Genomic DNA, 17,930 nt, shown 5'->3' on the forward strand with positions numbered 1-17,930 from the left:
GCGCGGATGCTCATGGCTGCGTTCCCAACCCTGCTTGCAGTTCCGCCAGCTTCTCCTGGCACAGTTCGTTGACGATCGTGCCCAGGATCTCGACACGCTCGGAGAGATAGGCGAACTCTTCCTCGGTCATCCTGAAATGATCGGAATGCCGCGCCTTCACATAGGCGTCCTTGAGCTTGAGAAACCGGGCTTCGAGCTTGCGCGTGTCGCGCGGCCACGCCTCGACAAGGCGGGGCGACAGCCGTTCCGCCTGCTGCCGAAGGAATTTCAGATTATGGCTATAGGGTGTGTAGAAGGTGAAGACGAGCAGGATGCAATAATAGAGCCTCTCGGCGGCCTGCTGGAGATTGTAGGCCGCGTCGGGGAATTGCTTGTTCTTGTGGCAGAACTGATAGGTCATCCGTGAGGATACAGCCAGGCCGAACCACTGGTCGTAATAACCCTTGGCCATGTCATAGGCCTGTTGCGGCGTCTTGGGCTTGGGCTTGTGCAACTCGCTGTCATCGGCCTGGTAGAGCGCGATGCCGTCACGGGCGATATCCATGAAGAAATAGCGACCGTGCGCCAAACCGTCGTTCACTTCCTGCAACGTGTGAATGATGAAATTGACCGGCGTGCGCAACCTATTGAGAATCATGGTCTCAATGTTGATGCGCTCTTCGGCCTTGTCCCAATATTCGAGCCGGTCCGTCAGTTCCTTCTGGTTGACGATGATGAGCAGGTCGAAATCCGAGCGATAACCGCGCTCGGTATGCGGTTCATGCACCCAGCGGCCCGTCGCATAGGAGCCATAGAGGATGATCTTGAGGATGCGGCCGAGCTTGCGTGCGCCGGTCGGGTTGCCATGGGCATCGTCAAACTCCTCGAACAGGATCTGGATGACCCGATCGAGCTCGCGTCGCTTGTTCGCAGGAAGGTGGTCGAGATCTGTATTCATGGTCTCATCGTCATTGGGGCCGGGCGCGGGGAAGGGCGCTCTCGACGTCGGTCTGGCTGAAGTCATTACCCTTGAAGAGGAGCGGCTCATTGTAAGCCTTGGCCAAGGCGTAGGGAAAGCAATCGCCATAGTTAAGCGCCGCCGGATGGCGCCCCTTGCCGAAGTCGAAGAAAGCCTGCCTAGCGATCAATCCCTGTTCGACGGTTACTGGCTCGATCTGGATGCCCGCGCGTCGCACGAAACTCTCGGCGTGCCGCGTTCCTTCCGTACCGAGCTGCTTTTCGATGACGAGGGTTAATTCGAGATAGGTGGCCACGCTCATGCGGCAGATATCGGCACGCTGAATGGTCTCGGCGAAACTTTCGGCCTCTTCTTCACGGTAGAGTATGGCGACCAGCGCCGAGGTGTCGACGATCATTTCGGCAGCCCATTCTCGTCGTAAAGTTCGTCGCCGTGCTGGGCATAGGGCTTGGTCACCATGCGAGCGGCACGATCGGCAATGGCGAGAAGTTCGGACACGCTGGCGCGTTCACGCCGGCGCTCGATCCGGGACAAGCGGTCGCGGAGTGCCTCGACAACGACCCGTGTCATGGGTTCACCCGTTTCCTGCGCGATGGCCTGCGCCAGACGATGGGCCTCGGGATCCTTGATATTGAGCGTTGCGCCCATGGTTCTACCTATCAGTCCAATGTTCTTCCATTCTGCCACACCGAGGAGGGATGTTCCAGAACAATCTCGGACAATCTGACGCGATCTCCCGACGCGCATGGGTAAATAGTGTCGGACCCTTCAGCGTTCAATCCGCCGCACCTGTCTGCTAACATGTCGCCATGAAAAGGCATGCGGATTCGAACCAGCGAGATCTGTTTGATGAGGCTGACTTGAAGCGGCCCGTCCTGGCTTCAACTTCGACGCCACCTTCAGCGCTTCATGACTATCTCGGTGGCGAGGTGATCTCTTCACCGCAGGATTTTCGAGTTCGATTACGCCGCGACGCGAATGGCGCAGGCCGACTGCGGGCTTGGTGGCGCAAGCTGCTGCGCCGGTCATAAATTGGCGGTTCCACCTCAAGAAACTTGATTTGGACCAATAAATGGTCCAAATTATGCGGAGGTGGAATTCGAACTTGAGGATATGCCGTGCAGGTTTCCGTAAGCGATGCCAAGGGGCAGTTGACCGAGTTGGTGAGGCGCGCCGAAACGGGCGAGGAGATCATTCTTACGCGCCATGGAGCGGCGGCGGTGAGGTTGGTGCCGGTCCGGGCCGTGACCGATGGCGCGACCCGCAGGAAGCTTTTGGAAGCGGCCCGGAAGGCGGGGAGCGCCAAGGCAGGGAGCGGGCCAGATGCGGCGCGCAGCCAGGACTTCCTCTACGGCGAAGACGGCGTGCCCGCATGATCGCGCTCGATACGTCCGCGCTGATGGCGATCGTTCTCGATGAACCACAAGCGGCGGCGTGCATCTCGGCGATCGAGGCGGAGGATGAGTTGGTCATTTCCGCGGGGACCGTCGCCGAAGCACTGATCGTGTCGGCGCGGCGGAATGTCGGGGAAGAAGTTGCAAGTCTCCTCGACGGGCTTGGCGTGGAGGTTGTGAGCGTCAGTGCCGCTGCTGCCAGACGCATTTCGGTTGCCTATTCGAAGTGGGGCAAGGGGGTGCATCCTGCGGGCCTGAACTTCGGAGACTGTTTTGCCTATGAGGTTGCCAAGGAACGCGGATGCCGTCTCCTCTTTGTCGGGGACGACTTTTCCAGGACGGACATAAAGAGCGCAATCTAGCCGGATATGAGGGCCTGCCGGCCTTGATCTTGTCCTGCGGATAGGAAGCAAAAACTGGATATCGTTCAGATTTGATGCTATTGTTTTGGGGAAGGGATTTCCCAGTGGAAGCAACTCTCGGAAGTCAGGAACATGAAGGCCGCGCGGAACTTCCGCGACCGTCTGCATGGCTTTGGAGACCTTGGTACGCCAAGCTCTGGTGGTCTGCCATTCCCGTCTGGTGGGCGGGAATGGCGGTATCAACGCGCGTCGATTTCCTGGAGGCCTTCTACAGGGGAGGGTTCGCGGGCTACCTGAACATCCTGTTCTTTCCGATGACCGCGCTCATGGTGCTGGGTGTCGGTTACGCACAGGAATGGCTGTCGACTGTTCATTCGGTTAGGGGCGGGTCGCCCTTGTCTGGTGCGGCGGTTGATGCAATCGCTGCAGACATGTGGGATCGGCATGAGCGAGCCATGGACGAGGTTGGTGCTACCACCGATATGTTCGATCCGAGGTCAGGAGCGCTTTGGATCGGCAATCCATTGAATCCGCAGAATGCGGGATATATCGATCCACACACGGGCGTCACATTTAACGACGCTTGAAGCTGCTATCTCCGTCTCCGGGGCTTCCCTGAATATCCGTCGAGAAGCTCCCCTTCGATAGCACTGAGCTTTGTTCGAGTGAGGTTAGCGGCCCAGTGATGTCGAAGGTGCCCCGCCCGTTGTCCGCATCTTGCAAGTAGCGGTTGCGCATTCCTTCGCTGCCGAGAACCCGATTTGACAACTCTTTCGAGAAAGTCGCCGCAGGATCACTTGAGCGCGCGGCGGCGCGCTCGGCCGCAGCGATGGAATCGCGCACATCGAAGTTTGTGATGTCCAAGGTGGATTGGGCAGTCTCCGAGGTGCTTCCAGTGTCACGGCTGCTGAACCCTACGCCAGCCCTTGCATGTCCCGCAGTTGATTGCGTCTTCTGTGGCGTTTGGCCGCGTCTGCCTTGCTGTCTCTTGCCCGGCGCTTGGTTACCTCCGCCAAGATCATCAGTCTCAGACACGCCAACTGAGCGACCCACCTCGAGGTTCACGGTCGTTCCCATCGTCGTTTGATCCTGTGCCGACCGAGACAGCGTTCGCTGCCATCCCGTCTGGGTCATGATCGCCTGGACATCGCGCTGGAGCGTGTCGGCGACCTGAGGTTTCAGACGCCACTCGCCTTTGCGATCCATCTCGAACCCGCCGCGCAGCCAGTTGGCAAGCATGGCCTGTCCCTCGGCGCCGCCGCCCATGAAATGCTCGATCGTATCGGGCCCAGCCTGCTTGCCTGCCTCGAACCGCGTGCTGGTGTCGCTGCGCGCCGAGCGGCTGAAATCCGTGCCGCTGGAAACGAGGAGGTCGTTGTGCGCGAAGCTGAACCGCGCATGCCCACCATTGGCAATCGCGCCGAGCTGGCTCTGGTTGATGAGCCCCGCCTTCCACATGGCGGCTGCGGTCTCGGAAGTGAGGTTGAGACCGAGATCGCCATTCTGGTCCATGGCGATCTGGCGCTTGGTCAGGTTGACGCCATGCTCGGCGAGCAGACCCTGCATGCGGGTGAGGCGCTCCCGGTCGACGATCGAGGTCAGCCGTTCGTTACGCGCACGATCGGCGATGCCCGGCGCGCCGCCTTCGGCCATGTCGACCTGGTTGCCCGCGGTGCGGCCAAGCGCCTGGATGAAGCTGTCGAGGCGGGCGGCCTCGCGCGTCGAGGCGCCGGCCGCAGCCGCGCCCTCCGCGAACCCGAAATTCTCGGACTGTCGGCGCTGCTCGCCGATCCGCGCCGCGCCGCGCGTGCCGGTGGTCCCCACCTCACGCTGCGCTTCGAGCCTGCCCGAGCGTTCAGCGAAATCAAAGCCCGCCGCTTCGCGGGTCCGACCATAGACGCTGGTGCCTTCACGGCCCGCCTCGGCGGTCGCGCCATCGGCGGTGCCGAGCTGCGTCGCGGCGCTATAACGTTCGAGCGCGGCGACCACCTGCGCCTCGTTCCTTCCCGTGGCGCGGGAAAGTTGGGAGATGGCCGTGCTGCGCGCCTCGCCGGAGAGGGCGTTGATGAACCCGACCCGCCGCGCGGTCTCGTCGACCGAGAGACCGAGCATTGAAGCCGCTTCGCGCTGCCCTTGGTTGCTGCCGCTGCGCCAGCCTTGCTCGGTCGCGACATTGGCGCGCTCGACGCCAGCGACATTGTCGCCGGCATAGTCGCGCCGACCTTCCATCGCGCCGACCTGGACCTGCGCCGAGGTGAGGTCGTTGCGCAGCATCTGTTCCTGATCATAGGTGTTAGCGATCAGCTTGGCGAAGGTCGGATCGGCCTGGGCCTCGCCGATCATGCCCGACGCCTTGAGCTGGGCGTCAGCGGGCGAATATCCGGCGCGCTCGAAATGTCGCGCCGCGCCCAGCATCATCATGCCGTAAGCTCGGCTATCGCCGAAGGCGCGCCACTGGACGAGATTCTGGCTGAAGGCCGCAAACGCCTTCTCGCCGGCTTCGCCTTGTCCGAAATAGCCCGTGCCCAGGTTCCGCAACGCATCCTTCTCGGCGAACTGATGGATGGCCGTCGTGGCCGCATTGGCCTGAACGGCGCGCGCGACCGCTGGATCGGCAAGGTCGCGCCCACCCAGCGCGGGCGCGAGGCTCCCCAACTGACGCGAGCCCTCGATCCCGCCGAGCGCGAAGGCGGTGCCACCCGGCGTTCCGGGGCGCTCGCCCAGGATATGTCCGGCCTCGCCATAGGTCCGGTTGGCGTTGAAGGTGGAGCGCTCCCCGAAATCCCCGAAGCTCGAAGCGGCCGCGGCGCGGGAGCGCGTGCCCATGGCGGAAGCCTGTGCCTCCAGAGCCGAGGCTTGCCCCTCCGCCGTGCCCATCGGTGCGGCTGCCGCCGTGCCCTGGCTGGCGACGCCCAGCGATCCCGATGTGAAGGAGGTGAACACATTGCCGCTGAAGCGGAAGACCGTGAAGACAAACGCGCCGGCGAGCCCGGCGGCGGCGGTGCGGAAGCTGCCGAAGATCGCCAGCGCCTTCATGGCGGCGGAAGGGGCGAGCAGCCATGCATTGGCAGCCAGAGCGTTCGAACGGAGCTCGGCGAGCGTTGCGGTCGCGCGGCCGAGGGTGAGTTGGTAGATGCCCGCATCGATCACGCCCCAGAGCGCCACGAACACGAACATGCCGAGCGCGAAGCTCGCCACGCGCAGGTTGATCGGCGTCAGGATGAACAGGAGCGCGATCGGGATCATGAAGAGCATGATCCCGAACACAGTGGCACGGATCGTCGGCATCCATTCATTCGCCACCGACATGGTGGCAAGTCCGTTGGAGATCACCGCGCGGTTGGCCATCACCCTGGCGGCGCTCGCCGGTGAATCCTCGAACAGGACGTCACCCACCGTATTGCCGAGCAGGATGTGCGTGAGGAAAGCTTGGGCGCTCAGCGGGCGGCCAAGCATCATCTGCCCCATCTCGCCAAGCTGCTGGCGGCAGCGGGTCATCTGCTGGGCATTGCCCGTGTCATAGCCCGTCCGTGCGCAAATCTGATTGGTGTAGCTGTCGAACAGGACCGGGTCGGACAGACGATTTGAGATATGCGTCCAGGCATCGCTGCAGCTCAACGTCGTGCCGCCCTTGTCGGCCGCGGTGTAGACGGTCGAGAAGGTGGCGGGACCGGCCATGGCCGCGAATGAGGCGGGTAGATCGGTCGAGGTCCGGAAGAGCTGATCGTCATCGACGCCATAGGCGGTCGATACGCGGGCCACCGGATAGCATTGGCGCACATAATCCTTGATGGTCGCATCGAGGAAAACATCGGTCATCGGACCGCGTGGGGAAACGGCGTTGAGGAACAGGTCGAAGCTATGGCCACCCGCGCCGAACTCGATCTTGGCGTTGGGATCGAGCGTGTTGTCGTCGATCGTCTCGACCATCGCGCGCTCGATCATATTGGTCGCGCCGGCGACAAGCACCAGCAAATTGGGGACGCCGCCGACCGGCTGATAGGCGTTGCGCACCCGATCATAGACATGGACCGTGCCGGTCGTGGCGATCAGCCCGACGAACAGGCCGACGCCGATCAGGATCTGGAAGCCGAAGGCGACGAGGCCCATGCCCGTGCCGCGCACGCTGGCGATGATCGCGCCGAGACCGATACCGACCGTCGCGACGATCATCACCAGTGTCTCGTAACGCGGATCGCTGAAGATCATTGAGACCAGGCGGAAGGCGTCGACCGTCTCGGCAAAGCCGTCATAGGTGTGGAAGCTCGTATCGACCGCCAGCGCGGGCGAGGCGAGGAGCAGGGCGGGAAGGGCGGCAAACAGCCTCAGGAGCCGGCGCATGGCGGTTCGATCCTATTGATTGCGGGCAGCGGCGCCGGCGGCATCGCGGGCATCGCGATCGCGCTCCCGCAGGAGACCGGCATAGTTGGTGGAGAGGTTGGCCTGATTGAGAGCCGCCATGTAGCTCTGGCGCATTTGCGCGCGCTGGCGCAGCACTTCGTCCCGGAGGTCACGGAGTTGCTCGATGCCCTTGGACAGGATGCGGGTCTGGCAGACATTCTTGTTGTTGCTATCGGCCGACCCCGCGACGGTCGCGCCCCGCTCGGCATTGGTCACCGTGAAGTCGATCGTGCGTGTGAGGTCGTTCAGCATCTGATAGGCCAGGGTGAGGGCCACCAGTTCGTCGGTGTCACCGATCACGGAATCGACCACCCCCTGGCGCACGCCCCATTCGAGCATGCGATAGACCGGCAGCGTGCGGACATTGGCGACGAACTGCCGTTCCTCGGCCGAGAGCGCAGCGCGCGTGCGGATCTTGGTCGCGATCGACTGCATGCGCTCGCGGGCGAGGACGAGCGCGCCGCGTCCAGAGCCGTCCTGCGCGCAGTCGGCGCCGGTCGGCGGGAAGTTGAGCGTCCGGCGTTGCACCCGCCCGGTCAGGAAATCCTGGGCGCTTTCCGTGTCCTGCGCGGGGCATTGGGGAATGGCTGTGAACAGTGGCACGCGGTCGCCATCGTCCCAGCGCATGTAGACGTCGCCCACGCGGGCCCGCATCACGCTCGCCCAGTCGCCTGCGCCGACGCGCGAAGCGGCATGGGCGAGGAGCGAGCCGGTGCGGAAGATGTCGGTGACCTCGGCCGGGCAGTTGGCGAGCGCGTCCTTCAGATCCTCGGTCGGATTGTTGTTGTTCGCCTCGATCTTCTCCCGGCTCTGCTGGTAGCTCTTGGCGAAGCCCTGCTTGACCGAGCGGTAGCCGGTCATCTCCTCGATGATGCCCGACATATTGTCGTCGCCCTTCGCGATCTGGACCATGCGATTGGCGAGGCGGCAGTCGTTGACCTGGATCGAGTTCAGGAAATTGGTGGCCGCCTCCATCTTCGAGATGATGTTCCCCATCTTCTCGTCGAGCGTCTCGAGCAGATACTGGAAGGCGACCGCGGGCGCCGCCTGAAGGATGCTCTCCAGCTTCTGGACCAGATAGTCGGGGTCGAGGAACGACATGCCGCCCAGGAACATGTCGATGCCGCCGCAGCCCGCCCTGACCTTGGGCATGCTCACCGACATGAGATAGTCGTTATGGACGTCGATCCGGCCCGACATGCCGCCCGCGCTCACATAGCCTCGGGTCTGATCCTTGAAGCTGCCGGGCGAGGAGTAGGTGACATTGTCGAACCAGCTCTCCGCCCAGCTTTGCGCATGGGCAGGCGCCACGGAGACGAGCGTGGCGACGAAGAAGGCGATCAGCGCGCGAGCGGCTGCAAGAGGCCAGGCGAACATGGCGGACTCCGGACAATCTGGGGTGAGGGAGGAAGGACTGAGGCCGCCATCGCTCAGTGCCTTCCGGTTCGGGTCGCCGGCAGCCCCACGATGCCGGTGAACTTGGACATGGCCCGGACACCGACGGCGGGTCTCACGCCCGTCAGCATCTTCGCGGCCAGATAGAGATTGCGCGCGAGGTTGGGCGCGTGGTCGGTGCCGATCGCCACCGGCACGACGCGGATATCGTCCGAGACGGGCCGAACCCACGCGACCGGATGCCCGACCCAGGGGAGGCCGAGGCGTCCCGACCGGATCATCGCCTCCTGGGCGCCGATCGTGCGGACCTGCCAGCCATAGCGCGCGCCGAGCGCCGTCAGCTTGGTCCAGAGATCGCCGCAGGGCACGCAGCCGGGCGTTGTCGTCATTTCGATGACGAAGGCCGCGCCATGGCCTCGGAGCGTCGTCGTGAAATCATCGGGGAATTCCCGGGTGACCGGAACCCGCGAAAGCCAGGCCTGCATCGTCTTCGCGTCGCTGACCGGATGGATCGCGGCCCGCATCGCGTCCTCTCGGTTGACGGTCTGGGCCGCCGCCGAGCCCATGCCGATCACCAGGCCCGGGATGCCAAGGAGGATGAGCGCCCGCATCACGGCTTCGGTCCTGTGGAGGCGTCGATGAGATCGCCGCCGAGGGCGCGGGGATCGGTCGCGGACACCGGGCCATTGCCCAGTGCGTCGAAGAAGCCGGCATCCTCGCCCGGCCCCGTCATGAACTGTTCGGGCCGGATATCGCCGCGCAGCAGCCGCACCGCCTGATAGGCCATCTGGGCGAGATTGGGATAGGCCTCGACGCCGGACGCGATGATCATGCGCTGCTGGCTGCCGCGCCGGATGAGCATCGTCGTGGGGGTGATCTCGACTCCGAACCGCGCGCTGAGGTCAGGGTGCTTGTCGAGGTCGAGGAGCGTGACTTGCCAGCCCATTTCTTCCTGGAAACGCTGGATGATCGGCCACTGGACCTGGCAATAGCCGCAGGTCGAGCGCGAGAACATGACGAGCGCGAACTCGCTCGCCTGTGCGCGCAGATAGGAGCGACGGATCGCGTCCTTCTGCGCGGTGAGCTCGGAGCGGGCATCGCCGACCATCGGATTGGCGGATTTGGAGTTGAGTTCGGGATATTGCAGCATCGCGATCTGCGTCACGCCGGCGAAAGCTCGCGCCTTGCGCCGCGCGAAGTCCTGAAGTCGCCAGAAATCGGCGACCGCATCGACCGTCAGCACGGTCGCGGCATAGTCGCGCTGCGCCTCGATGAGCTTGCGGATCTTCGGCGGGGTCCAGGTTGCCAGTTCCGCCATGGGCGGGATGACCGGCTTCACCAGAGCGTCCGGCTCGGCCTTGTCTTCGGTTTTTGGCTTCGGTGCCTCGTACCACCAATAGCCTTGCCTGGAGGGAACCGCCGCCGGAGCCCCTTGCGCGATAGCGGCTGTCGGAAGCGCGAAGAGCGCCGCGAGGGAGAAGCTGGCGACAGGGAGCCGATGGCGCGGTCTGCCAATTTGTATTGACATTGTCGTGGCAAATTGCCAGACATAGCCAAGGAGTTTAGCGACATGGCACAGCACGCCCGTACTGATCGAAGCGCCCCGGCGCGCAAGGACGACGTCATCCAGATCAGAGCCGCGGCCGAGCTCAAGGCGATGCTCAGCCGCGCCGCTTCCTTGCGCGGGCAGAAGCTGTCCGAGTTCATGCTCGCGAGCGCGCGGCGGGAAGCCGAGGCCGCGATCCTCGATCAGCGCACCTTCTTCCTGGATGCCGAGAGCCATGAGCAATTCCTCAGCCTGCTCGACGCGCAGCCCGCGCCGTCGCCAGCCCTTGAAAAGCTGATGAAGCGCGAGCCGCTCTGGAATCGTTGACCGGACGCCGCGCTCGTTTCCATGTCCACGCGCCGTGTTACGCCGCCCGAACGCCTGAACGCCGATCACGAGGTCGCCGCGTTCGACAATGGGCGTCACGCCTCGCTCAACGACTGGCTCGCTGAGCGCGCGCTTGCCAGCGAAGGCGCTTCGGCCCGCACTTATGTGGTGTGCGATGCCGAGCGGCCCCGTGAGGTCGTCGGCTATTATACGATTACGACCGCCATGGAGGAGCGCGCGGCCTTGCCCACCGCAAGGTTGCGCAAGGGCATGCCGAACAAGGTGCCCCTGCTCTTGATCGCGAGGCTGGCCGTCACCTCCCGCTTCCAGGGGCTCGGCCTTGGCGCCGATCTGCTGGCCGATGCACTGCGCCGCTGTGCGGCCGCCTCGGAGATCGCCGGGGTTCGCGCGGTCCTCGTGCATGCGATCGACGATGATGCGGTCGGCTTCTACGCGCGGCATGGCTTCATCGTCTCGCCGCTCGGGGAGCGCGTCCTGCTCATGCCCATCGAAGCGGTTCGGTCCTTGCAAGGCTAGCCACATTCTGCATCGGGTGCAGCGTAGTGGGGCCGTCCGTTCCAGGGGCTGGCGGGTGAGCCTTTGCTGATCGTGCGCGCTCACAGGATGCGCTCCATGCGGACGAGGCTGGTGATCGGCAGCAGCCCGAAATAGCGGCTGTCGAACCCACGCGGATGCGTCGAGCCGACATAGGCCATCCCGGCGGGAATGATGCCGCTCCATTGCAGATGGGTGAGCTTCAGACCGTTATGGGCCTGGGGCAGGCTGACGCCGAGCAACTGGCCGTTGCAGTAATAATGGCCGTCGCGACTGTTCGGCATGAGCGGCGAGGGCGTCTCGAACATGGTCAGCCGGTCACCGGGCAGACACAGGGCATGTTTGGTGACGGAGACCGGCTTGGGCCCGGCGATCGGGTGATGCAGGGTGAACATCACATAGTCGCCGCGCAGGATCGGTCCCGGGCTCTTGCGCACGGCATAGGCCTCGATCGACGGGGTCATGACGAGAGTCACTTGCGGCATCACCAGCGCCGCGAACAGGGCCAGCGGCAGGACCACCAGCATGGCGCGCCAGAGACGATCGGGCCGCGCCGGCTGATCGGGACCGGGCGCACCGAGCGCGACGGCGGCCTTGCGGGGAAGGCGGCGCAGACGCGGCCACAGCGCGGCGATCCACCTAGCGAGCAACCAGAAGAGCCTGAGCATGGCTGACCTCCTCTTTCCCGCCGAGGTGGGCATATTCTTCGACCATTCCGGAAAGCGCGCTGTCGCCGAACACGACATGGGCGGCGCGGGGGCTGTCGTCGTCGCGCTCGCAATAGGCCTGGGTCGGATCGCCCGGGATCAGGCCAAGCGCGGGGACCTGGGCGATACCGTGCTGCCGGAACACGATCGGATCGATGATCAACTGGACGTCGCGCATCACGCAGTTCGGACCTTCGCAGCCCGGATCAAGCCTAAGGATCTGCGCCGTCAGCTTCGCCATCGGCCCCATCTTCCTGAGACCGCCGGGCACGCCACGAAATGCCATGACGCCGCGGACCTTCTCGAGCTGGGCCGCGTAGGCGCGCAATGTCGCGATCGGCATGGACGAGGAGACGAACAGCACCGGCACCCAGCCCTTGGCGGCAACGGCCGGAGCGGCTTTGGCGAGCGCCTGTTCCTCGGCCGGCTCGAGCCCCAGCGCCTGGCGGAGCGCCTTGGCCTGTCGCTCTCGCTCGGCGGCAAGGCTCGCTTCGCCGCGTGCCTGCGCGGCGCGAGCGCGCGCTTCCATCTCCGGCATGGGGGTGCGGTTCCGCAGGCCTTCGAAGGCGCGTCGGCGGTCCGCAGGGTTGTCGATGCGCGGCAGTCTCGGATCGGGTGCGTGTCCCGCAGCCTCCTTGCCGCGCGCGACCGCGCTTTCGAGCCGCTCCATGCTGGCCTGCCCCTGGTCCGCAGCGGACTGCCTGGCACCGCTGCCAGAAGCGTCGCGGGGCACATCCTGCGCAAGCGCGGCGGTTGCTGCCCCAATAGCCAGGAGGAGCGCGGCGTTACGGATTGATGGCTTTGAGATACGCACTGACGCGCTCCCCCATGTCTATCTGGATGTCGGATTGGGCGCGGGCCTCGATGTCCGCATAATATTCCGAGAGGTCGATCTTGCTGAAATCGAGCGCCTGGAATTCCTCCGGCGTGAACCCCCGGCACATCGGTTTCTTGGCCGTGCCCCAGAGATTGCTGTTGAAGGCTTTCAACTGGGGACGGCCCTGCTCCTGGATGATGCGTCCGAGCTTCGTGTTGAAGCAGCAAGCCCCAAGGGCCTTCTGCAGGCAGAGCCCGAGGAAGCTCGAGGTGCAGTAGCTGCCGATCTCATGGCACATGCCCGACGAGCGCAGCATCGCGGTTTCCATGTCTTGGCTGTCACAGCCGGCGAACAGGAACTCCATCATGAAATTGATCGCAAGGCTGACCGCGAGCGAGGTCGGGTCGAGGCCGATGATCAGCGCATTGGCGCCGGCACTCGCCGCCTGGCTTGCCGTGGCGCCAGCCTTGAAGGCGACATAGGCGGCCTTCATGCCGGTGAACACACCCTTGGCGACCGCGATCTTGGTGCCGATCGAACCGATCGAGGAGCCCATGCCGTCCTTGACGATCTTCCCCTTGTCCTTGCAGCAATTGGAGAAGGTGGTCGAAAGCCCGGCGGGGCGGCAGCGCACGCCGCGCCCCGAGAAGATTTCAATGGTCCCCAGACAATTGCCGTCGGCATCGATCCCGCCATCGGGCGCAGTGCCCGGATCCTCGATCGGCGGCTCCTCGACGATGGGGTTGGTCGCGAGGTCGGCGCACTGATTGGGGGAGCAGGCGGGCGGCCCGCCGGAGCTCTTGACCATGCAGGCATATTGCGGGCCAACCGGGCAGCTATATTGCCCTGCTTCGTCCGCCACGCAGTCGACCTGCTGGATCGGGCAGAGCCAGGCGCCGCTGGTGGTGGCAAGGCAGCTTGCCTGCTCGCCCTCGTCGGCGGCATCGCCATTGGCGTTGAGATCGGCCGCGCAGATCTGCTGCGCGCTCGCGGTGCCTGGGCAGGCGAGGGAAAGGCCCAGGCCGAGCACCAGCGCGAGCGCGGCACCGCGCGGATCGAAGCGCCTGCGCCGGGTGGTGGTCGAGCCGATCATTGCAAGCTCCCCGTGCAGACCATGTCCGCGGCGGCGAGCCGGACCGTCTGCATCATCACGACCGCTTCAGGAAAATCGTCGAGGCATCCGCAGGCGGACACCACTTCCTCGCCGGGGCCTGCCGGGCATTGATTGTCGGCGGTGCAGGCGTGGAAGAAGCTGTCGTAGCCGGTCGGCACATTCTGTTTCGCGCCGACCACGCCATCGGGCGCGGCCTCGCTGTTGGCCTTGGGCGCCCGCGTCTTGCACACCGGCTCGCACGCCGGCACGGAGCCGGGATCGGGAAGGCTGAACGCGCGCGTCGAGCTGGCAAAGCTGCCGTCGCTCTGCCGCGTCCGGTCGGCCAGCATCGTCTCGGTCGAATGGTCGATGATATAGGCGCCGCGGCTCGTATCCGGTTTGGCGACGTCATCGACCGAGCAGCGATAGGTGCGATCCTTCAGGAAGAAGTCGCGGGTGAGATCGGTGGGGCAGGCCGGACCACCCAGGATCCGGGTCTGGGGCAGGGGCTTGAGGCCCGTCGCGACGCCATTGATCCAGGTCTGGACGCCATCGACCAGCTCGCTGTCGAGCTTGCATTGCGGGTCTGCCGCGATCGCGGAGCATCCGTCGACCAGTTGCTCGAGCGTCTTGCAGCTATTGTCGACATCGACATGGACCTGCGCGAAGCCCTCGCCGCCCTCGGCAACCGCGACGCGCAGCCAGATCTCGTGATCGCCGGCCGTCAGGAAGGGCTTCAGGTCGAGATTGGGATAGGCATAGAAGGTCTTCTTGAGTTCGCATTTGGAGGGCGGCAGGCCGAGCGTCGTCCAGGCGGAAGGGCCGGAGCCGACAAGCTGCCCGTCGATGCGCACCTGCGCCCAGTCATCGGCGAAGAATTGGGTCAGGCGCGCATCGACGATCCGGTCGGGCTCGCTGATATGCAGTGTCATCCGGAAGTCGATGAGCGTGCAGCTTCCGCCGCCCAGGCTGTTGTCGGCCGGCGATCCCATCAGGAAATCGAAGGAGGATCCGTTCTGGCCAAATCCGGTCTGAATCGTCGAATAGCCGCCCGAGGTCCGGCTGATGATGTCCTCGGCACCGGGCTTGAGCACCGTCACGCGCCGCTCGATCGTGCAATGCCGATATTGCAGCGACGTGCCGGTTCCGATCGCCGATCCCTTGAGGGCCTGGAACACGCTGTTGCCCGTGGAGGCAGCATAAGCGTCGGAGGCAATGGTCGCGGGATTGGACCGGTAGGCGGTCTGGGGCAGCTCGGGATTGGATGAGCAGGCGGTCGATTGCGCGCCCACATAGCGGATGGCGGGTCCATCGATGACCGCCTCCGCCACGCCGTAGCGCGGGTCGGCGGTCGTGAGCGCGCCGATCATCCCGCCGCCCAGGTCGCGCAGCACCGAGGCCATATTGCCCCAGGCGAGATTGGTGCCGCAGCTATTGTTGATGCAGTAGCAGCCGGCGAGCTTGGGCATGTCGACGGCGCTCAGCTTGAGTGCCTTGGCGGCATCGACATCCCAGCGGAAGAAGCTGCAATTGTTCCAGCTTCCGGGCTGGCAGGAGACCACCCCGTTGGCGCAGATGCCCGAGACCGGCATTGGCAGGTTGGACGTGCTGTCGACGGTCCCGTCGAGATCGGTGTCGCGCGCGATCGTGACGGTGCCCAGATCGCCGGTGCCCGAAGGCTGGGCCAGGACCTCGAGCATCGTCGCGGTCTTGCTGCAGGCGATATTGGGCGCGAAGGTGCGGCTGTTGTCGACGGTCGAGATCGATTGGCCGGAAAGTCCCGGCGTCACATAATTGCGCTGGAGGGCGTCGCTGTCGCTGGTCTTGGCGCGCGACGCGTCGGCCGCCGCGCGGGCACGTTCCTCCATCGTCTGGGCCGAGGCGGGCGGGGCGAAGGAAAGGGCCAGCGCGACCGAGACGAGGGAGCAGGCGGAGAGGATGCGCCGGTTCCATCGAGGGGGCATTGCGGCCGCGCTGGCCGGGGGTGGAGCGACGCCGCCAGGGGGGCTTGGCAGCGCCGCTCCGGTCCCGCGCAGCAGCCCTCGGCCGTAGGGGCCTTGGCGAACAGACCTCCGGAATGAAGGGCTGTCGTGCGCGGGAACGGGGGAAGGTGTCTCCGTCATGGCACCGGTATCCCGGCGCAGCAGATCACCTTTTCGAAGAGCATGAACTGGGCGTTGTCCTTGCCCGGCGCGTGCTTGGCGGAGGACCAGAGTGCGCCCGGTCGGCCGATATTGACGCACTTGCCGCCCTTCACGGGCTCCATGATCTGGAGCTTGTAGCGGCTCTTGGTCCACACGGGCTGCGGCACGAACGAACAGCCGTCGGCCGAGCTGATGGTGAGCGCGCCAAGCCGCCCCATCATGAAGACCCCGCGCGCGGCAAGCCCCGCCCAGGCCTCGACGCTGTCGTCGAAATGGATGTCGCCGGCGATCGGATAGGTCGCGCCCCACGACCCCATGCACCAGAAGAGCGGATCGATGACCTTGCCGGCGGCCGCGGCCGCGCTGTCGCCCATGCAGGCAAGGCCGGCAGCGGGATTGCCGAACAAGATGCCCTCGGGCTGGATGATCGCGCCGAGCGTCCCCGACTGCCAGGTCGGCAGCACCTCGGTCATCATGGCGACGTCGAAGCCGTCATTTTCGAGGCAGGGCAGGTCGGTGAACATGTCGAGCATCGCCCAGACCGGCGAGATGTAATAGTGCATCTGCGCGAACATCTTACGGGTGTTCGTGCCGTCCGCGATGCTTGACTGGCTGCCCTGGAGCTTGCCGCCGGTGGGCATGAGATCGGCGCCCAGCGCCATCATGCAGCCCGGTTCGGTGACGACATCGACCATCCGGTTGGGCGACCAGTAGGAGACCTTCACCCCGAACCAGAACTGGATGCCCTTGCGGCAGGCGCATAAGGGTTTGGAGGCGGATTGCGCATCGAGCGCCTTGTCGAGCTTGTCGAAGCTGCCGACCCGAATACCCCCGACCGTGATCGGGAAGATGCAGGTCCAGCGCACCTTGGTGATGGGATTGAAGACGGTGCCCGCCTCGCATTTGGAGGCCTGGGCCTGGCCCGGCCAGGCGAGCGTCATCGCAAGCCCGATGAAGAGGCCGGTGACGAAGAAAGGGAGGCGCCCGATCATCGCATCGCTCCTTTCGCTGCGGTGGCTGCCGCGCGGCTCTTCGGGCCATATTCGGTGAGCATGAGGCGCGTGCCCGACTGCTCGACGATGACCGGCGCGACGGTGAGGCCGAGCCGTTGCTTGACCCGCTCCTCCAGGATGTAGATCGGCCGCCCGGTCTTTTCGGAGAGATCGATCGCGTCGCCATTCTGGCTGCCCAGCGCCGAGAGCAGGATGAAATCGCTGGCCCGGGCATTACGCAGCGCCCAGCCAAGGTCGCGGGGATGCACGACGACGAGGCGCTGCGGCAGCTTCACATAGGTCAGCGGATTGAAGGTGAAGCCCTTGGGATAGAGCGTCTTCCCATCGGGCAGCGTGATATCGAAATCGAGCGTGTAGAAGGGCACGACGCTGTGGGTCCGGTCGGCGCCCGCCACCCCGAGCGGCGCGGCCTTGAGCGCGGTCCATGTGTTGCGTGGGCCGAAGGCCTTGCTCATGTCGCTGGGCAGCGTCGCGACCTTGGCTTCGATCTCGGCGAGCGCATCGGGTTCCGCGATCGGCCAGACACGCCCGATCGTGCTGCGAGAGCTGATCGGGCCGGGCGCCGGGCCGGCCAGAGCCACCGCGCTCGCGGCTGCCAGCATGTTACCGATGACGAGGGCAGCAAGGATCGGGCCGCGGCGGTACCGGCCGAGCAGTCTATCGCGCATGACGCTGCCTCCAATGATGTTCCGGCGGCTCGGGGATGCCGATCAGGGCGGCGACGAAGGCCGAGACAGCGAGCGGCGTCAGGATCCAGATCAGCGTGCCGCAAGCATGGTCGAGCGAGGGCGACATCAGCAGCATCACGCTCTGGATCTGCATCAGCAGGAAGCCGCTGACCGTCAGCCGGATCGCCGCCTGCGAGGGCGTGGAAGAGGTGAGGCCGTTCATTTGCCGCGCCTCGCGCGCAGGCGGCGCATCAGCTTCGCGGTGCCCGCCGACAGGCAGAGCAGAAGCAGGCCGGTCGCAAGGCAGGAGGCAGCAATCAGCAGCGAGGCGCGCAGCACCATCATGGTCGGCTGCTTGAGCAGAAGCCCGGCGACGAGCACCAGCAGGCCCATCATCACCGTCTCGATCATCACCAGCCGGAAGCGCCACTGGAAGGATTCCGCCTCGAAGCGCTCGGCGAGGCGCTGTTCGACGATCAACTCGATGGCCTCATTGTCGGAGCAGTTGAGCGGAAGCTGATCGGGGTGCGGGGTGTAGCAGGACATGGCG

At 65.0% G+C, this 17,930-nt stretch carries 19 protein-coding genes; 4 read left to right on the plus strand and 15 right to left on the minus strand.

Translation table 11 applies throughout. The annotated features are described in order from the left end of the window. Positions 1 to 10: 10 nt before the first annotated feature. From NX02_RS09180 to NX02_RS09190, 3 genes are read right to left on the minus strand one after another with little or no spacing between them, the layout of a single operon-like run. On the minus strand, positions 11 to 937 hold the full coding sequence (locus NX02_RS09180; protein ID WP_025291901.1) for a HEPN domain-containing protein: 927 nt from the start codon (positions 935 to 937) through the stop codon (positions 11 to 13). A gap of 10 nt (positions 938 to 947) precedes the next feature. Next, entirely contained in the window at positions 948 to 1,355 is a 408-nt protein-coding gene (locus NX02_RS09185) for a type II toxin-antitoxin system VapC family toxin (protein WP_025291902.1), read from the minus strand. After that, on the minus strand, positions 1,352 to 1,606 hold the full coding sequence (locus NX02_RS09190; RefSeq protein WP_025291903.1) for a type II toxin-antitoxin system VapB family antitoxin: 255 nt from the start codon (positions 1,604 to 1,606) through the stop codon (positions 1,352 to 1,354). The genes NX02_RS09185 and NX02_RS09190 overlap by 4 nt, the downstream gene beginning before the upstream one ends. Before the next feature lie 470 nt (positions 1,607 to 2,076). Here NX02_RS09190 and NX02_RS09195 point away from each other — a divergent pair, with 470 nt between their 5' ends. The 3 genes from NX02_RS09195 (at position 2,077) to NX02_RS09205 (ending at position 3,301) form a co-directional block, all read left to right on the plus strand. Continuing rightward, positions 2,077 to 2,334: a type II toxin-antitoxin system Phd/YefM family antitoxin gene (locus NX02_RS09195; protein ID WP_025291904.1), complete on the plus strand. Its 258-nt coding sequence runs from the start codon at positions 2,077 to 2,079 to the stop codon at positions 2,332 to 2,334. Next, positions 2,331 to 2,714, plus strand: a complete 384-nt coding sequence (locus NX02_RS09200; RefSeq protein WP_025291905.1) for a type II toxin-antitoxin system VapC family toxin — start codon at positions 2,331 to 2,333, stop codon at positions 2,712 to 2,714. Before NX02_RS09195 ends, NX02_RS09200 begins: the two co-directional genes overlap by 4 nt. A gap of 104 nt (positions 2,715 to 2,818) precedes the next feature. Next, positions 2,819 to 3,301 carry a hypothetical protein gene (locus NX02_RS09205; RefSeq protein WP_025291906.1) on the plus strand — a complete coding sequence of 161 codons (483 nt, stop codon included), beginning with the start codon at positions 2,819 to 2,821 and terminating at the stop codon, positions 3,299 to 3,301. Here the strand turns inward: NX02_RS09205 and NX02_RS09210 are convergent. The 4 genes from NX02_RS09210 to NX02_RS09225 are packed head-to-tail and all read right to left on the minus strand — an operon-like array spanning position 3,288 to position 10,038. Next, complete coding sequence (locus tag NX02_RS09210) at positions 3,288 to 7,055, minus strand: conjugal transfer protein TraG N-terminal domain-containing protein (protein WP_025291907.1); 3,768 nt, start codon at positions 7,053 to 7,055, stop codon at positions 3,288 to 3,290. The genes NX02_RS09205 and NX02_RS09210 overlap by 14 nt on opposite strands. 12 nt (positions 7,056 to 7,067) lie before the next feature. After that, positions 7,068 to 8,492 carry a conjugal transfer protein TraH gene (locus NX02_RS09215; protein WP_025291908.1) on the minus strand — a complete coding sequence of 475 codons (1,425 nt, stop codon included), beginning with the start codon at positions 8,490 to 8,492 and terminating at the stop codon, positions 7,068 to 7,070. Positions 8,493 to 8,545: 53 nt separating this feature from the next. Continuing rightward, a complete protein-coding gene (locus tag NX02_RS09220) occupies positions 8,546 to 9,121 on the minus strand; it encodes a hypothetical protein (RefSeq protein WP_025291909.1) in 576 nt (191 codons plus the stop codon). Then, the gene (locus NX02_RS09225; RefSeq protein ID WP_047099766.1) at positions 9,121 to 10,038 is read right to left on the minus strand and encodes a conjugal transfer protein TraF; all 918 of its coding nucleotides are present in this window, start codon (positions 10,036 to 10,038) and stop codon (positions 9,121 to 9,123) included. Before NX02_RS09225 ends, NX02_RS09220 begins: the two co-directional genes overlap by 1 nt. 366 nt (positions 10,039 to 10,404) lie before the next feature. Here NX02_RS09225 and NX02_RS09235 point away from each other — a divergent pair, with 366 nt between their 5' ends. Then, the gene (locus NX02_RS09235; protein ID WP_025291912.1) at positions 10,405 to 10,920 is read left to right on the plus strand and encodes a GNAT family N-acetyltransferase; all 516 of its coding nucleotides are present in this window, start codon (positions 10,405 to 10,407) and stop codon (positions 10,918 to 10,920) included. An 80-nt stretch (positions 10,921 to 11,000) separates the two neighbouring features. Here NX02_RS09235 and NX02_RS09240 read toward each other — a convergent pair whose 3' ends face one another. The 8 genes from NX02_RS09240 to NX02_RS09275 form a co-directional block, all read right to left on the minus strand. After that, entirely contained in the window at positions 11,001 to 11,606 is a 606-nt protein-coding gene (locus tag NX02_RS09240) for a S26 family signal peptidase (protein WP_025291913.1), read from the minus strand. Beyond that, complete coding sequence (locus tag NX02_RS09245; protein WP_025291914.1) at positions 11,578 to 12,315, minus strand: type-F conjugative transfer system pilin assembly protein TrbC; 738 nt, start codon at positions 12,313 to 12,315, stop codon at positions 11,578 to 11,580. The genes NX02_RS09240 and NX02_RS09245 overlap by 29 nt, the downstream gene beginning before the upstream one ends. Positions 12,316 to 12,430: 115 nt before the next feature. Then, entirely contained in the window at positions 12,431 to 13,555 is a 1,125-nt protein-coding gene (traN, locus tag NX02_RS09250) for a conjugal transfer protein TraN (RefSeq protein WP_025291915.1), read from the minus strand. Continuing rightward, positions 13,552 to 15,423: a hypothetical protein gene (locus NX02_RS09255; RefSeq protein ID WP_025291916.1), complete on the minus strand. Its 1,872-nt coding sequence runs from the start codon at positions 15,421 to 15,423 to the stop codon at positions 13,552 to 13,554. The genes traN and NX02_RS09255 overlap by 4 nt, the downstream gene beginning before the upstream one ends. Positions 15,424 to 15,674: 251 nt before the next feature. Further along, positions 15,675 to 16,691, minus strand: a complete 1,017-nt coding sequence (locus NX02_RS09260) for a TraU family protein (RefSeq protein WP_025291917.1) — start codon at positions 16,689 to 16,691, stop codon at positions 15,675 to 15,677. Beyond that, on the minus strand, positions 16,688 to 17,380 hold the full coding sequence (locus NX02_RS09265; protein WP_025291918.1) for a conjugal transfer protein TraW: 693 nt from the start codon (positions 17,378 to 17,380) through the stop codon (positions 16,688 to 16,690). The genes NX02_RS09260 and NX02_RS09265 overlap by 4 nt, the downstream gene beginning before the upstream one ends. After that, positions 17,370 to 17,603 carry a hypothetical protein gene (locus NX02_RS09270; protein WP_025291919.1) on the minus strand — a complete coding sequence of 78 codons (234 nt, stop codon included), beginning with the start codon at positions 17,601 to 17,603 and terminating at the stop codon, positions 17,370 to 17,372. Before NX02_RS09270 ends, NX02_RS09265 begins: the two co-directional genes overlap by 11 nt. Continuing rightward, on the minus strand, positions 17,600 to 17,926 hold the full coding sequence (locus NX02_RS09275; RefSeq protein ID WP_025291920.1) for a hypothetical protein: 327 nt from the start codon (positions 17,924 to 17,926) through the stop codon (positions 17,600 to 17,602). Before NX02_RS09275 ends, NX02_RS09270 begins: the two co-directional genes overlap by 4 nt. Positions 17,927 to 17,930: the final 4 nt, after the last annotated feature.

Source organism: Sphingomonas sanxanigenens DSM 19645 = NX02, from assembly GCF_000512205.2.
Taxonomy (GTDB): Bacteria; Pseudomonadota; Alphaproteobacteria; order Sphingomonadales; family Sphingomonadaceae; genus Sphingomonas_D; species Sphingomonas_D sanxanigenens.